This is a genomic window from Streptomyces albus subsp. albus (assembly GCF_000719865.1).
Lineage (GTDB): Bacteria > Actinomycetota > Actinomycetes > Streptomycetales > Streptomycetaceae > Streptomyces > Streptomyces albus_E.
Genome location: NZ_JOID01000025.1, coordinates 76683 through 92505 on the forward strand (window position 1 = coordinate 76683; position 15823 = coordinate 92505).

Consider the following 15823-nt stretch of genomic DNA (forward strand, 5'->3'; position numbering starts at 1 on the left):
CGGCGGTTCTGGATACATCCGGGCTGGTGGTGCGTCACCGCAACAAGCTGGGCACCGTCAAGGAGTTCGACTTCGCCGAGTTGTCGTTCACCCCGGCGATGCGGCGGTCCTTGGCCGGACTGTTCGCGGCCAAGTGCGCTCCCGGCGGCGGCTGGGACAGCCACGACACCTCCGTCCACATCTGGCGGCTGCTGAGAGCCTTCGGCGAGTACCTGACCGAGACCGACCAACAGCCGGACGACATAGCGGACTTGACGGCCGGGACCTGGATGGCCTGGCGGCTGAGCCGCCCACAGACCCAGATGGGGTACGTCCAGATCACCTCGGTAGCGGGCTTCCTACAGCTGGACTCGCGCCTGGCACAGCCGGTACGGGTGGCCATGGCCAAGCGGGTGCCGCGGGTGAAGGTCGAGGAACACGCCTTCACCCCTGACGAGTTCGAGGAGGTCCGCCGCTCGGCCCGGCAGATGTTCCGCTCTGCGCTGCTGCGGATCCGGGAGAACGTCCAGTTGCTGGAGGCCTGGCGCTCAGGCGGCATCGAGCCCCAGGACCTGCAGAACTGGCTGATCGGTGAGGGGCTGGACTGCCTCGCCCGCACCGGCCACATACCCCGCTACCCGAGAGGTGACGGCCGAATGCGTCCGGTCTTCCGCTACTCGAAGGCCATGGGCGGCGACGGCGCCATTTACACCTGGAGGCGCCTGTACCTCTCCCGCCGGGAGGCCACGGCACTCGGGGTCTTGCTCGCCGCGGAGCACGGCCTGAACGCCACCACGGTCGGCGAGATGCGCACGCCCAGGGCGACGCCTGACTCGGGCGAGGGCCGCTTCCCGGTCTACCGGATGGAACTGGAGAAGCGGCGCAAGGGCGAAGCCGATCACTTCGAGACCCGCAACCTTGCCGACTTCGGCGCCGATTCGCCCGGACGTCTGATCACCGAGGCATTGGAGGCCACCGCCCCGGCCCGCGCCTACCTGGCATCCGTGGGCTGTACCGCCGACAGGTTTCTGATCTGGCACGAAACCCGCCCACGTCACTGGCAGGACACCAACGAGGCACTGATCCGGGAGGGCCCCTTCGGCCTGGGCCTGACCAAGCCGGATTTCGACGACTACGGAACCCACTTCGGCCCGGACGGGGGCGGCGTCATGCGCCGGACTCGCAAGACGGCGAACGTGGTGCACCGGCGTGAGCCGGGGCAGAACAGCCAGGACACCCACGACAGCGTCTACGTCATCCCCGAACCGCAGGCCCAGCAGGCCGCCATCCCGGTCATCGCGGCAGGAGTCGAGGACGCCCTGGAGTCCGCCCGCCGCACCGTGTTCACGGCCAAGCTCACCGACGCTCCCGAGGACGGCGAGGTGGAGGCCGCCACCAACGGCTGTGCGGACTACGAGAACAGCCCCATCACCGGGCCCGGCGCCAGCTGCGGGGCATCGTTTCTGCTCTGCACCGCATGCCCCAACGCCCGCGTCCACCCCGGCCATCACTCCCGTCTGGCCCACCTGCACCGTGCCATTGGGGAGCTGGAGGCCGTGCTGCCCAAGGCGGTCTGGGACGCGGAGTGGTCCGAGCCCCACGACCGGCTGTCCGACCTCAAAAGACGCCTGGGACCTGCTCTTTGGCGCCGGGCCCTTGCCAATGTCACCGCCGAGGACCGCCAGGTCGTCGGCGACCTGCTGAACGGACTCTACGACCTGTGACCGTCGCTCTCCTGGAAGACCTTCCCGACCGCCCGGGCCCCGATACGCCCGTCATCGCCGCTGACCTGATCGTCAACCCGAACGCCCCCAACGCCCGCTACAGCGACATGATCTGGCCGCTGTCTCCCCTCAACGCGAACCCGAGCGCTTCGCGGAACGCACTGCACCTGGACGCCTTCCCCGCGCCGCTTCGGGAGGAGTTCACCTACCTGGCCTGGTCGATGATCAACCGGGCCCTGCCGGACGACTTCCTGGTCGGCCGTGTCCCTACCTGGCGGACCCGACAGAGCCCCGGCAAGCTCTACTCCACCGTGCAGCGCTGGCGAGCCCTGGCCGAGTGGCTGGTCAAACGGGACATCACCACCCTCGCGCAGTGCACGACGGAGGACGTGCGGGCGTTCGCGCTCGACAACCTGCGCACCCCGAAGTCACGCGAGTACGCGGCATCGTTCCTGACGTCGATCTCGCGGCTGTGGGCCTTCGACTTCTACGACGCCCAGCCGCTGGGGATCGGTGAACCGCCGTGGCACTGGGAGGGGATCGACGACTTCCTGCCGGCGGCAACCGCGCGCGGTGAGAACGCGACCGAGCCGATCACGGCGGCCACGATGGGACCGTTGCTGATCTGGGCTTTGCGGGTCGTCGACGACTTCGCCGAGGACATCATGCGGGCCTGGGAGAAGGCCACGGACATGACCGCCCGGGCCGAGGCCACGGTAACCAACAAGCTGGGCCTGGCCCGCATCAAGGACTACGTCGACGCCCGCCGCGACCGCGGCGAGCCCATCCCCAGCTGGGTCCAATCGCATGGGCGTACGGAGTGCATCCCCTACATCTCCGCCCTGACCGGCGCCTCCATGGGCCAGGTCGACAGGGTGCTCAGACGGGGCTACCGGAGCGAGTACGCCCGCGCGAATCTCGGCCCCAGCCCCCTGAAACTCAAGATCAAAGGCCGTATCGACGGCACCCCGTGGACTAAGGCGATCGACTTCGGCGACGTCGATTCGCTGATGCGGCACCTGGGCACGGCCTGCTTCATCGTGCTGGCCTACCTGACCGGCATGCGGCCGGGCGAGGTGCTGAGCCTGCGCAGCGGAAGCTGCCCCGAACCCGACTCAGGACCGCACCTGATCTACGGAAACGTCTACAAGACCGCCCGCGACGAGGACGGCAACTACCTGTCCGAGGGGATGCTGCGCGAGATGCCGTGGGTCGCCATCGCCCCCGCGGTCAACGCCATCCGGGTCCTGGAGCAGATCGTCCCCGAAGGCGACCTGCTGTTCGACGCACACGCCCACGACTTCCGCTTGCGGCGCAAGTTCACCGGGTCCATCACCTACGCGACGATGAGCGATCGCATCGAGCACTTCGCCACCTGGGCCTCCGACCAGGCCATCCGCCTGGAGCGTCCGCATGAGACCGTCCCCGCCGACCCGCACGGAGCGATCGGCACCGAACGGTTCAGACGGACCCTGGCCTGGCACATCGCCCGCCGCCCCGGCGGCCTGGTAGCCCTGGCGATCCAGTACGGCCACATGCGCACGGTGGTCAGCGCCGGCTATGCCTCGCGCAGCCGCGACGGCATTCACGACCTCCTCGACATCGAAACCGCCCGGGCGACCGTCGACACCCTCGCCACACTCAACGCCGACCTGAGCGAAGGAGTCGGCATCTCCGGACCGGCAGCCCGCCGCGCGATCAACGCAGCTGCCCACGCCCCGGAGTTCCTCGGCACCGTGATCAGCGTACGGACCGCCCAAGACATTCTGGACAACGCGCAACTGTCTGTCTACGACAATCCCGGCAGCTACCTGATGTGTGTCTACAACCGTGACAAAGCCCTGTGCCACCGTCTGGAGGGCCAACAGGATGCCCCCAGTCTGGACCGATGCCAGCCGTCCTGTGCGAACATCACCCGCACCGATCGCCACGCCGAACAACTCATCGCCTTGGCGCGGAAGTTGGAGAAGCAAGCCGGGTCCGAACTCGTCCCCGTCCCGCTGGCTGACCGGTTCCGCCGCCGCGCCAGCCGCCTCCGATCTTTTGCCGACGAGCACTACCGCAACCGCGTCACCGTCCAGGAGGACCTGTCATGAGCCCCGCTCCCGATGAACGCGACCGCATCCGGGCCGCCATGGATCGGATCTTGGCCGACAGCCCTGAACACTCCAACGGCGCCTTGACCATCGTGGCCCTGGCCCAGGAGGCTCAGGTCCCGCGCAACGCACTCACTCAGCGCCACCTGGACCTGAAGAACGAGTTCTACGAAAAGGTCCGGGCCCGCGGCGCCATGCCGGACAGTGAGAAGCGGCTGCGGCGGCAAGTGACCAAGCTCAAGGAACTTCGGGCGGCGGACGCCAAGGAGCTTGCGGCCCTGCGGTCCGACGTCGAAGCTCTGGTCGGCGCCCTGCACCAGGTACAGATGGAGAACCGGCAACTGCGTCAGCGACTCGCCGCCCCCGACCCCACCGTACGTTCGCTGCCCACGCAGCCCCGGCCGCGAGCCGCCCGCAGGCGTTCTTGAGCGGCAACACCAGAAAGCCGGCGCCCGCATACAAGCCCGCGGTGCCCACGCTCAGGCGGACGCCACTGCCAGTAGCGCGTGAGCCCAGGCTCGCAACGCCGACCAGAACTGGACGGCGTCCGCTCCGGCGCACACGTACGCCGATCTGATCACCAGCGCCCTCGCCCTCGAAGGGAAGATCATATTCGTGGAGGCGGACTTCAACCGCAGCGGGCGTCGCCCCGCTGTGATGGTGGCCAGAGCGGCAGCGATACGCCCCCTGTGCCGGGCTGTCGTACGAGTGGTCAGAAAGACATTCGGAAAGCTAAGACGCCCGGCGTCATCAGCGCCGCTGATGCCACACGCCTCTCGCGGGATTCGGGAACGCTGACGGCATCGCCGCAGGCCAGAGCGGTCACGTGTGGCGACCGATACGTACGCCCTCACCGGATGTGCGCACCGCGCCAACACGCCAGACCGGTACGCGAGTTCAGTATCTGCAACGCACCTCAGGTTCGGGTCAGTTGCCGGGCGGCGGTTTCAAGCCGTTCATCGGAGAGGGCGGGGTTGGCGACGGCCCTGGCGATCAGCGTGGCGCCGACGAGTGCGCTGAGGGTGAGCATGGCCTCGGCGCGCGCTTCCTCGGGGTTGTTGCCGCCGAAGCGGTCGAAGTAGCCCCGAATCCGCTTCTCGTAGGCCTCCTTCAAAACCTGGTCGCTGCGCCCGGCGGCAGCGCTGATGACGCGCGGCCGGGAACACCTGAGCGAGCGCGTCTCGCAGGCCCATGGCACCGTCACCGACGACGAGTTCGAGGTCCGTCATGCCGCGCCGGCGGCAGTCGCGCAGCAGGTCGGCCCACGACTCGGTGGACTCCTGCAAACCCTCGGCCACGCGATGAGCCCCTTGGAGTCGTCCACACGCACCCCCATCAGGACCAGGACGCAGGAGTGGGCCTTGGCCCAGGCGGACCTGGGGGTGCACGCCGTCCGCCCATACGTGCACGTAGTCGCTGCCCGACAGGTCACGCTCCTGGAACGCGGTGTGGGCCTGCTGCCACTGCTTCGTCAGCCGGGTCACGGTGGTCGGCAACAGCCCGGCCGTCGAGCCGAGGAACTGCTCCAGCGCGGGCACGAAGTCGCCACTGGACAGGCCGTGCAGGGAGAGCAGCGGCAACACCTCGGAAACGTTTGGGGACTTGCGGCACCGCGGAGGCAGGATCCTCGAGGAGAACCGTCGGCGCTCACCGGTCTCCTCGTCCACACGGCGGTCGTTCGCCCGCGGCGCACTGACCTCGACCGAGCCCGCGGCGGTGGTCACCGCCCGCTCGCGGTGGTGGCCGTTGCGGACCACCAGGCGGCGGCCCCGCTCGTCGCGCTGGTCGGCCAACTCGGCTATGTGAGCGTCGACTTCGACCTCCAGCGCGGCGGCCAGCACCCGGTTGGCGCTCTCGCGGACGATGTCGTCGATCAGTGAGCCGGTGGCGGTCGATCCGTCTTCGTTGACTACACCAAGCACGGGCGTGGCTTTCCGACCCGCGCAGCCACGCAGGCCTACTCGATGACCATCAATCGATCACTCGGGAAGGTACGCCCTTCGCGTTCAGCCCGAGGCCGATCCACAGGCCTTGAGCATGGCTCTGGCAGCTGAGCCGTAGCGGAGTGAACTGATGGCTACCTACTTCTGGCCGGGCCCGGAGATCGATGCCGCGCAGGTGAGCAGGCGTCACCGGGCACGCAGATCGCGGTGGCGAGAAAGCCGGACTCGGCGCCCCAGCGCCCGGTGAAGCCGTCCAGAGGGGTGCCACCGATCATAGGAGGCGGCACCAGCAGCTTTGCCGAGATGGTCCTGGCCCGGGGATCGATGTCTATTAGTGCTTCGTCGAAGCCGAGTTCCCGGCGTGTCAACGGGTACCAGGCCTTGAACACGGATTCCTTGGCGCTGAACAGCAGCCTGTCCCAGCGCACGTCCGGAAGCATGAGGAGCAGGCGCCGGACCAGCTCGCGTTCCGCAGGAAGCGCAATGTTGTCCAGAACCCCTTCCGGGAGGGACGAGTTGGGCTCGGCGTCGATACCGATTGAGGCGACGTGCGGAGTGACGGCGACCGCTGCCGCTCGGTAGGAGTGGCAGTGCGTCAGGCTACCGCTGACACCTTCAGGCCACTGGGGCGCGCCCCGCCGGTCGGCCAAGAGCGGGGCGGGGAGGTGTCCCAGCGTGCTGAGGGCTTTGCGAGCACAACTACGGGTCGTGGCGAACTCGCGTTTGCGTTTGTTGACCGCGCTTTCCACCATGGCCCGTTCCTCGGCGAACATATAGGTGTCCGGCGGATCTGCGGGGTCATGGAAGGTCTCGACCGTGACCACCTCGGGGGGCACCAGCTCGGCCATCAAGCGAGGGGCCGGATCTGTCGAATCGGCCCGGGGGAGGATCTGCCGCAGCAGGGGGCGGGTCGGCCGTGGCTTCCATTCGCGCGGATAGCCCAGGGACACTTCCTCGAACCGGACTCCGTCGTAGTGGGTCACCCGGGGGATGTGCAGATGCCCATAGACCACCGCGACGGCATCGAAGCGCCGGTGCCAGTCGGCGGTCAGTTCGGTGCCGCACCACTGGGCGAACTCCGGATGATGCAGGACCTCGGTCGGATGCCGGACCAGCGGATAGTGGTTGACGAGTACGGTACGGGAGCCCGGCGGCAGTTCCGACAGCCGCTGCTCGGTCACCCGTACCCGCTCGCGGCACCAGGCGTCCCTGCTTCCGTGGGGATCGGGATGGAGGAATCGCTCGTCCGCGCAGACGATGCCCGCGTCGTACGCGGCCTGCAGTGACTCCTCCTTCGTACGGGTACCGGGAGCGCGGAACGAGTAGTCGTACAGCACGAAGAGCGGTGCGACCGTGACGGGCCCGCCTTCGCCCTCCCAGACCGGGTAGGGATCCTCCGGAGTGCTGATGCCCAGGTCGCGGCAGAGTTCCACCAGGGCCCGATAGCGCTGCTCGCCCCGCAGCTTGACCGGATCGCTCGGGTGCGTCCATAGTTCGTGGTTGCCCGGTGCCCAGACAACCTTCGCGAAGCGGTCGCGCAGGAGTCTCAACGCCCCCTCGATGTCGGCGTATCGCTCTGCGATGTCGCCCGCCACCAGGAGCCAGTCCTCGCCGTGCGCGGGGCGGAGCGACTCCACGATCTGCCGGTTCTCGGCATGGCCGATGTGGAGGTCGCTGAGGGCGAGCAGCCTGCCGCGGCGCATGGGCAACTCCTGTGAACTGGAAGAGGGGACGGCTGATCCGGCGCAGCACCTTCGGACCGTTCGGCGCTCAGTGGTGGAACAGCCGCAGACCGGTGTGCGCGAGCGCGATCCCGTGCTCGCGGCAGGCGGTTTCGACCTCGCCGGACCGGACGGAGCCACCCGGTTCGGCGATGGCCGAGACGCCGTGTCGCTGCGCGTGGTCGACGTTGTCGCGGAAGGGCAGGGCGCCGTCGGAGACGAATGACACCCCGGTCAGCGTGCCCAGCCAATGGGCGCGCTCCTGCGGGGTCAGTGAGGTCGCCGGCGCGCGCAGCACCTGTGCGAAACGGCTCTCCTCGTCCGGGGTCAGATCGCCTTCGATGAACCGGACCTGCCAGTTGATGCGCTCCTGGCGTCGGATGTCCGGCTTGAAGTCCAGACCCCTGACGGCCGGATGGCGCCGCAACCACCACGTGTCCGTCTTCGTTCCGGCCAGTCTGGTGCAGTCGACCCTGGACTGCTGTCCGGCGCCGATCCCCAGGGCCATCCCGTCGCGCAGGTAGCAGACGGAGTTGGACTGGGTGTAGCGCAGCACCGCGAGTCCGAGCAGCAGGTCGTCCTGCTGCGCGGCCGTGATGTCTCCGTGCCGCGGAGTGAACAGGCCCCGGGTGAGCGGGAGTTGATCCCGGTCCTGTGTCAGCCGGAGCCCGAACACCTCGCGGGTCTCCCGCGGGGGCGGTGCGGCGGCGCCGTCCACCTCGAGGACGAGGAAACGGCCGTTCTTCTTCCTGCTGAGTCTTTCGACGGTGCCCGGGGCGTAGCCGGGCGCGACGATCCCGTCGCAGATCACCCGGCTCAGCAGATCGGCAAGTTCGTCGTCGACCGGGTGGGAGACGGCGGCGAAGTCACCGTACGAGGATTTGGGGTCGGCGTCCCGGGCCCGCAGGTAGGCGCTCGCGAGTGTGCCGACAGCGGAGTCACCCAGGCCGTAGAGGTCCTCGATGACCGCGTCCAGCGGCCCGGACACGGCGGCGCCCGCTGGTGAGACGTGCTTGAAGGAAGCCGCCGCGGGCTTGCCGAGTGCTGCGCTCGCTTCGCTGACGAGCTGCCAGGCGTTGAGCGCGTCCAGCAGATTGATGAAGGACGGTTCGCCGTTCAGAAGCCGGACGGGCCACTGCCCGGAACGTGTCGGAGACACCTCGGCGCGGCGTTGTTGAGGGTTGGTTCCATAGCGAAGCTCCACGTCATGACTCCTTGTGAGGACATCGTTGACGGGAGCACCCAGGCGGGCGGCACTCACATCGGAGTGGATGGCCGCTCCCCGGTGGTTGTCCACCCGCGCCAGTCGCGACCGTCGGCAACGATACAACGCCGACAGGGAAGTTGATCAAGGGTTGGGCAGGGATTGTGACGAGGGCAACGCGCTCGGTGGCCGATCTCCATCCCCAAGAGATTCCCAAATCCCCTGGTGGTGGGCGAGTTGATGCGTGTAGATATTGCGGCCGTCACCTTCTCCTGCCAACAGCCGGTTTGAAGACTGCACTTGACAACTGCTTAGCGATCCCGTTGGGATCAACGGGCGCGGCGGCTCCGTCCGATGGTCGCCAGCCGTGATGTATGAACAACGCGGACTCGTTTTGTACGTGCTGACTACGGGGTGATTTAAGAATGGGAGACCTCGTCGGCGATGTGGCCGATGAGGGTGATCCGAGCCGAGTTCGTAGTCTGTTCAGATGCTGGTTACTCCGGTGTCATGCCGTCATGGCTCCTAACTCCTCATGCCGTCGATGCGGACGGCGGTTCGCCCCTGCATTCTTCGGCGACTGGACATGGTGATTCGGTCGCTGCTCAAATCGGTTTCGTATTGGTCCGGGAAGGCAGGACAGGAGTGAAATGAGCACGTATGTTTTTCCGGGGCAGGGATCGCAGCGCAAGGGCATGGGGCGTGCCCTCTTCGATGAGTTTCCTGGACTGACGGAGCGAGCTGACGAGATTTTGGGATACTCGGTCAAGAAGTTGTGCACCGAGAATCCGAATCAGCTCCTGAACGAAACGCAGTACACTCAACCAGCCGTCTATATTGTCAATGCCCTGACGTACCTGAAGCGGACGAAGGAAACGGGGCAGGTGCCGGAGTATGTGGCCGGGCACAGTCTCGGGGAATACAACGCCCTGCTAGCCGCCGGTGTGGTGGATTTCGAAACCGGCCTGAAACTGGTACGGAAGCGAGGCGCCGCCATGGGGCGTATCGAAGGCGGCGGTATGGCGGCGGTGACAGGACTCAGCCGTGAACGCGTTTCCCGTCTGCTGGACCAACACGAGCTCACCGAAATCGAGGTGGCGAACGACAATGCTCCGACACAAGTGGTGGTGTCCGGCCTGAAGTCGGGGATCGCCGCGGCGCGTGAGGTCTTCGAGTCGCTCCCCGGGGGCGTGGGATTCACCGAACTCAAAACGAGTGGCGCCTTCCACAGCCGACACATGGTGCCGGCCCAGAATGAGTTCGCACAATATCTCGCCGACGAGTCACCACGTTTCAACGCGCCCACCATCACTGTCATCGCGAATGTGGATGCCAAGGCGTACGACGTCTCACGGGTCGAGGCGTGCCTGACCGAACAGATAACCCAGCCCGTGCGCTGGACCGAGACGATTCGCCATCTGCTCTCCATCGGGCAGGAGCAATTCGTGGAGATAGGGACGGGGCGTGTGTTGACCTCCTTGATCGAACGCATCCGCACGGCGGAGGAAAGCGGCTGAGCCGGCTGCGGCCGGGAGCGGGGTGAGTGGCTTGGACACGAGGGGAAACCGATGAGGTCTGCTGGTATCGAGGCGATGAACGTCTTCGGCGGCACGGCGTATCTGGACGTCATGCAGCTGGTCGACCATCGCGGACTGGACAGGGCGCGCTTCGAGAACCTGCTGATGAAGCAGAAGGTGGTGGCTCTGCCCTGCGAGGATCCGGTCACGTTCGGTGTCAATGCCGCGAAGCCGATCGTCGACGCGCTGTCCGACGAGGAGCGGTCACGGATCGAAATGGTCATCACCTGCACCGAATCGGGCATCGATTTCGGTAAGTCGCTGAGCACCTATATGCACCATTACCTGGGGCTGAGTCGCAACTGTCGACTGTTCGAAATCAAGAACGCCTGCTACTCCGGAACCGCTGGATTCCAGACGGCAGTCAACTTCGTACTCTCGCAGGCATCACCCGGTGCCAAGGTGTTGGTCATCACCACCGACATCTCCCGGTTCACGGTGGTGGACGGCGGTGACGCTCTGACCGAAGACTGGTCGTTCGCGGAACCCAGTTCGGGTGCCGGTGCGGTGGCCATGCTGGTGGGCGACGAGCCGAAGATCTTCGAGGTGGACGCCGGCGCCAACGGCTATTACGGGCATGAAGTGATGGACACCTGCCGCCCGACAGCCGACAGCGAAGCCGGTGATGCCGACCTGTCACTTCTGTCGTATCTGGACTGCTGCGAGCAGACCTTCCTGGAGTATCAGCGCCGGGTGGCCGACGCTGATTACCGGGAAACATTCCACCACCTGGCCTTCCACACGCCGTTCGGCGGCATGGTCAAGGGCGCGCACCGCACCATGATGCGGAAGATGTCAAAGTCCTCCCGAGCAGAAATCGAGACGGACTTCCAACAGCGGGTGGAGCCGGGGATCCGCTACTGTCAGCGCACCGGGAACATCATGGGAGGAACCGTATTCCTCTCGCTGGCGAGCACGATCGACAACTGCTCCATCGATGCTCCGCGGCGCGTCGGGGTTTTTTCCTACGGCTCCGGATGCTGCTCGGAGTTCTACAGCGGAGTCATCACTCCGGAAGGCCAGGAGAAACTGCATGGAATGCAGATCGCCCGGCATCTCGACGAGCGTCACGCGCTCACCATGGCGGAGTACGAGGGCCTGCTGACCGGTGGCGGCGCGGTGGCTTTCGGAACCCGTAACTGGAAGCTGGACCCTGCCACGCTGCCCGTCGGCATGGCGGCCGACCGGATGGCCGGGCAGTTGGTGCTGCAGGAGATCAACGAATTCCACCGAGAGTACGTCTGGGCCTGACCGTTCGGCAGTCGGCGCAGCAGGAAGAACCCGGCAGCCAGAACCGCAGGAAGAAGAGGAGCAGCGATATGCAGCGGGACGAGATCTTCGAAATGGTGAAGGGGCACATCTACGAAGTGCTTCCCGATCTGGAGGGGCAGCCGATCAACTGGGAGGACCGGCTGACGGACCTCGGGGCGAACTCTGTCGACCGGGCCGAGGTGGCCATGCTTGCCATGGAATCCTTGTCCCTTCAGATGGCCCGAGTCGAACTCGCCGGCGTGCAGAACATAAGCGACCTGGTCGATGCACTGCATTCGAAGTCGAATGCCTGAAGACCTCGTCATAACCGGCTGCGGTGTGGTCACCGCGGTCGGTACGGGAAAGCAGGAGTTCACGACCGCTCTGTTCTCCGGTGCCGGGAACTTCGGCGTCATGGCCCGCCCCGGCAGAAGCGGAGAACACGACTTCCTGGGCGCCGAGATCGCTGAACCGGCCCTCCCCGAACGGTTCCCCAAGAAGCTCCTGCGTACGGTCTCACTCTCCGGGAAGGCGGCGCTGCTCGCCCTGCACGAGGCATGGGAGGAGGCGCGCCTGGAGCGGGCCGACCCCGAGCGTGTGGGCCTGGTCGTCGGAGGATCCAACATCCAGCAGCGCGAGTTGGTGCTCAAGCAGGAGGCGTACCGAGGCAGATCCGCCTATCTGCCGCCCACGTACGCGTTCTCCTACCTGGACAGCGACCTGTGCGGGCTCTGCAGCGAGCAGTTCGGCATCCAAGGCATGGCGCACACCGTCGGAGGTGCCTCGGCGAGTGGTCAGATGGCCGTCATCCAGGCGGCGCAGGCCGTGCGTTCGGGAGCGGTCGACGTGTGTGTCGCGATCGGTGCCCTGGCCGATCTGTCCGCCTGGGAATGCCAGGCACTGCGCTCGATCGGCGCCATGGGCTCCGACCGTTTCGCGGACCAACCCGAGCTGGCCTGCCGGCCGTTCGACGCATCGAGCGACGGATTCATCTACGGGGAGGCCTGCGGTGCGGTCGTCGTCGAGCGTGCCTCGGCGGGCGCCGGGCGAGGAGCGCGACCGTACGCGGCGCTGACGGGATGGGGCGTCGCGCTCGACGCCAACCGGAACCCGGATCCGTCCGTCGGCGGTGAGAGCCGGGCCATCCGGCAGGCGCTCGCCCAGGCCGGTCGGCGACCGGGGGACATCGACTACGTGAACCCGCACGGCACGGGATCCGGTGTCGGTGACCCGGTGGAGCTGACGGCCCTGCGCTCCTGCGGACTTGACGGGGCGTATCTGAACGCGACCAAGTCGATCACCGGCCACGGACTGAGCGCGGCGGGAACGGTGGAGATCATCGCCACGCTGCTGCAGATGGAGGCGGCGACTCTGCATCCGACGCGGAATCTGGAAACCCCGATCGACCCGGCATGGAACTGGGTGCGGGAGCGGTCCGTGCTCCAACCGGTCACCCACGCGCTGACGTTGAGCATGGGGTTCGGCGGCGTGAACACCGCACTGTGTCTGCAGAACGCGAACGGCTGAGGGAGAGAGGCGGCAAGGCGATGGACACAGTTCCCGTCGGCATAGAAGCGATGAACATCTATGGGGGCAGCACCTGCATCGACGTTCCCGGGCTGATGGCACACCGAGGCTTGGACACGTCGAAGTCCGCAGAGCTGATGGTGCATCAGAAGACGGTCGCGCTGCCCTTCGAGGACCCGGTGACATTCGGAGTCAACGCCGCGAAACCGTTGGTGGACGCGCTCAGCGAGGCCGAACGGGACCGCATCGAGATGCTCGTCACCTGCACGGAATCGGGGCTCGACTTCGGGAAGTCCCTCAGCAGCTATCTCCACCACTACCTGGGGCTCAACCGGAACTGCCGCCTGTTCGAGGTCAAGAACGCCTGCTACGCCGGGACCGCGGGCCTGCAGACGGCCGTCGACTTCATCCGGTCCCGTACTTCGCCCGGGGCGAAGGCATTGGTGATCGCCACCGACGTGTCGCGGCACGCCGTCCCCGACGACGCCGAGGCGATCACCATGGACTGGGCCTTCATGGAACCGACGTCCGGGGCCGGGGCCGCCGCCGTCCTGGTGGGCGAGGACGCCCGGGTCCTCCACCTCGATGCCGGCGCCTACGGATCGTACGGCTATGAGGTGATGGACACCTGCCGGCCGACACCCGCCGGAGAGGTCGGCGACGCCGATCTCGGCCTGATGTCCTACCTGGACTGCTGCGAGCAGACCTTTCTCGCGTACCGGCGCCGGGTCCCGCAGGCCCACTACCGGGACACGTTCGGCTATCTGACCTTCCACACCCCCTTCGGGGGCATGGTGAAGGGCGCCCACCGCACCATGATGCGGAAGTTCGCCAAGGCCCCGCGCGCCCAGATCGAGGCCGACTTCCAGGAACGGGTCGCACCAGGTCTTCGCTACGCCCGGTACACCGGGAACATGATGGGCGGCAGCGTCTTCGCCTCGCTCGCCGCGACCATCGCGCACGGCTCCTTCGACGAACCCCGCAGGATCGGCTGCTTCTCCTACGGATCCGGCTGCTGCGCCGAGTTCTACAGCGGCGTCGCGACGGCTCAGGGGAGCGAGCTGCTGCGCGAACTGGACATCGAGCAGGCCCTGCGCGAGCGGAACGTGCTGACGACGGAGGCGTACGACCAGGTACTGCGGGACAGCTCCGCCGTGGCGTTCGGCACCCGCAACGTCGAGCTGGACCCCGTGGGGTACGCCAAGGAACTCGGGGCCGTGCACGGCGCACCCGGACTGGTCCTGGAACGGATCAGTGAGTTCCACCGCGAGTACGGGTGGGCGGCATGACCTACCGAACCATCAAGGTCGACACGGCCGGTACCGTCTGCCGCATTCGGCTGGACCGGCCGGAGGCGAAGAACTCCCTCAACGAACTCCTCGTCGCGGAACTCCTCGACGCGCTCGACCGGCACCAGGCATCCGTCACCGTGGTGGTGCTCGAAGGGCTGCCGGACTACTTCTGCTTCGGCGCGGACTTCCAGGAGCTCACCACCACCGCGGCCGCCGCGGGCGAGCGGACGGAGCACGGTCCCGAGCGGCTCTACGAGCTGTTCCTGCGGCTGGCCATCGGCCCCTTCGTCACGGTCGCGCACGTGCGCGGAGTCGCCAATGCCGGCGGCGTCGGGCTGGTGGCGGCCAGCGACATCGTCATCGCCGACGACACCGCGCGGTTCAGCCTCTCGGAGCTGCTCTTCGGCCTGTACCCGGCCTGCGTGCTGCCTTTCCTCATCCGGCGCTGCGGATCACAGAAGGCGCACTACATGACGCTGATGACGATGCCGTTCGACGCCGCGACGGCCGCCTCCTACGGACTCGTGGACGCGACCGGCCCGAACGGTGAGGCCCTGCTGCGCAGGCACCTCACCCGGCTGAAGTGCCTGCCGGCATCGGGGATCGCCCGGTACAAGCGCTTCCTCCACGCGCTGGACGACGGCCTGACCGCGGCGCGGCCGTCCGCCCTGGCGGGAAACCGGGAGGTCTTCTCCGACGAGCGGAACCTGACCCTGATCCGCCGCTACACCGAGGAAGGAATACTGCCTTGGGAAGCGTGAGCGAACCGGTCGTCGACCTTCGTGAAGTCGAGCCGGGGATCGTCCTGTTGACCATGCAGGACCGGGTGCACAAGAACGCCTTCACCCCGGAACTGGTGGACGGACTGCTGAACGCCTTCGAGACGGTCCGCCGCGATGACACGTGCAAGGTCGTCGTCATGACCGGCTACAGCAGCTACTTCTCGTCCGGCGGAACGCAGGACGGCTTGCTCGCCATCTACGAGGGCCGAAGCAGGTTCACCGATCTGAACCTGTACAGCCTGGCGCTCGAATGCGACGTGCCCGTCATCTCCGCGATGCAGGGGCACGGCATCGGCGGTGGCTTCGTCATGGGCCTGTACGCCGACTTCGTCGTACTGAGCCGGGAGAGCGTCTACACCGCGAACTTCATGCGGTACGGCTTCACCCCCGGCATGGGCGCCACGTGCATCCTCCCCAGGAAACTGGGGCTCCCGCTGGCGCAGGAGATGCTGCTCAACGGCGCCAACCACCGGGGTGCCGAACTCGCCGCCCGGGGCGTGCCGTTCCCCGTGCTGCCGCGCAAGGACGTCCTGCCCGAGGCGCTGCGGCTGGCCAGAGAACTGGCCGACAAGCCGGCCGTGTCCTTGAAAGCCCTCAAACAGCATCTGGTGGCGCCGATCCGCCAGGCGCTGCCGGACGTCATCCAGGCCGAACTCGCCATGCACGAGCTGACGTTCCACCGCGAGGAAGTCCGGCAGCGGGTCACCGCTCTGTTCGGAGAGTGAGA

The 15823-nt window shown here is 67.0% G+C and carries 13 protein-coding genes, 2 pseudogenes and 1 riboswitch; of the genes and pseudogenes, 10 read left to right on the top strand and 5 right to left on the bottom strand.

Translation table 11 applies throughout. The features are described from left to right. Positions 1-26 precede the first annotated feature (26 nt). From IF83_RS0123505 to IF83_RS31360, 3 genes are read left to right on the top strand one after another with little or no spacing between them, the layout of a single operon-like run. A complete protein-coding gene (locus IF83_RS0123505) occupies positions 27-1703 on the top strand; it encodes a hypothetical protein (RefSeq protein WP_030547318.1) in 1677 nt (558 codons plus the stop codon). Further along, positions 1700-3799: a hypothetical protein gene (locus tag IF83_RS0123510; protein ID WP_030547320.1), complete on the top strand. Its 2100-nt coding sequence runs from the start codon at positions 1700-1702 to the stop codon at positions 3797-3799. Before IF83_RS0123505 ends, IF83_RS0123510 begins: the two co-directional genes overlap by 4 nt. Then, positions 3796-4227 (top strand): hypothetical protein, encoded by a 432-nt coding sequence (locus tag IF83_RS31360; protein ID WP_078843782.1) that lies wholly within the window; start codon positions 3796-3798, stop codon positions 4225-4227. Before IF83_RS0123510 ends, IF83_RS31360 begins: the two co-directional genes overlap by 4 nt. A gap of 488 nt (positions 4228-4715) precedes the next feature. Here IF83_RS31360 and IF83_RS34995 read toward each other — a convergent pair whose 3' ends face one another. From IF83_RS34995 to IF83_RS0123535, 5 genes and pseudogenes are all read right to left on the bottom strand, one after another. Then, complete coding sequence (locus IF83_RS34995) at positions 4716-4913, bottom strand: hypothetical protein (RefSeq protein ID WP_030547323.1); 198 nt, start codon at positions 4911-4913, stop codon at positions 4716-4718. A 79-nt stretch (positions 4914-4992) separates the two neighbouring features. Further along, positions 4993-5721: pseudogene (locus IF83_RS32500) on the bottom strand (transposase); the annotation flags it as partial. Positions 5722-5876: 155 nt separating this feature from the next. Further along, a complete protein-coding gene (locus tag IF83_RS35000; RefSeq protein WP_347877120.1) occupies positions 5877-6590 on the bottom strand; it encodes a 4'-phosphopantetheinyl transferase family protein in 714 nt (237 codons plus the stop codon). Positions 6591-6620: 30 nt separating this feature from the next. Beyond that, a pseudogene (locus tag IF83_RS35005) lies at positions 6621-7445 on the bottom strand (metallophosphoesterase family protein); the annotation flags it as partial. A 67-nt stretch (positions 7446-7512) separates the two neighbouring features. Further along, on the bottom strand, positions 7513-8667 hold the full coding sequence (locus IF83_RS0123535; protein ID WP_030547328.1) for a phosphoribosylaminoimidazolecarboxamide formyltransferase: 1155 nt from the start codon (positions 8665-8667) through the stop codon (positions 7513-7515). A 29-nt stretch (positions 8668-8696) separates the two neighbouring features. After that, a riboswitch (ZMP/ZTP riboswitch) is annotated at positions 8697-8783 on the bottom strand. A gap of 534 nt (positions 8784-9317) precedes the next feature. Between IF83_RS0123535 and fabD the strand changes: the two genes are divergently transcribed. The 7 genes from fabD to IF83_RS0123570 all read left to right on the top strand — a co-directional run bounded on the left by fabD (position 9318) and on the right by IF83_RS0123570 (position 15821). Then, positions 9318-10184: an ACP S-malonyltransferase gene (gene fabD / locus IF83_RS0123540; RefSeq protein WP_030547330.1), complete on the top strand. Its 867-nt coding sequence runs from the start codon at positions 9318-9320 to the stop codon at positions 10182-10184. A gap of 51 nt (positions 10185-10235) precedes the next feature. Beyond that, a complete protein-coding gene (locus tag IF83_RS0123545; protein ID WP_030547332.1) occupies positions 10236-11495 on the top strand; it encodes a hydroxymethylglutaryl-CoA synthase family protein in 1260 nt (419 codons plus the stop codon). Between the two features lie 68 nt (positions 11496-11563). Then, positions 11564-11809: an acyl carrier protein gene (locus IF83_RS0123550; protein WP_030547334.1), complete on the top strand. Its 246-nt coding sequence runs from the start codon at positions 11564-11566 to the stop codon at positions 11807-11809. Continuing rightward, complete coding sequence (locus IF83_RS0123555) at positions 11802-13022, top strand: beta-ketoacyl synthase N-terminal-like domain-containing protein (RefSeq protein ID WP_030547335.1); 1221 nt, start codon at positions 11802-11804, stop codon at positions 13020-13022. The genes IF83_RS0123550 and IF83_RS0123555 overlap by 8 nt, the downstream gene beginning before the upstream one ends. A gap of 20 nt (positions 13023-13042) precedes the next feature. Continuing rightward, positions 13043-14311, top strand: coding sequence for a hydroxymethylglutaryl-CoA synthase family protein (locus tag IF83_RS0123560; protein WP_030547337.1), 1269 nt, complete (start codon positions 13043-13045; stop codon positions 14309-14311). Further along, a complete protein-coding gene (locus IF83_RS0123565) occupies positions 14308-15075 on the top strand; it encodes an enoyl-CoA hydratase/isomerase (protein WP_030547339.1) in 768 nt (255 codons plus the stop codon). The genes IF83_RS0123560 and IF83_RS0123565 overlap by 4 nt, the downstream gene beginning before the upstream one ends. Continuing rightward, entirely contained in the window at positions 15072-15821 is a 750-nt protein-coding gene (locus IF83_RS0123570) for a polyketide synthase (RefSeq protein ID WP_030547341.1), read from the top strand. Before IF83_RS0123565 ends, IF83_RS0123570 begins: the two co-directional genes overlap by 4 nt. Positions 15822-15823 lie beyond the last annotated feature (2 nt).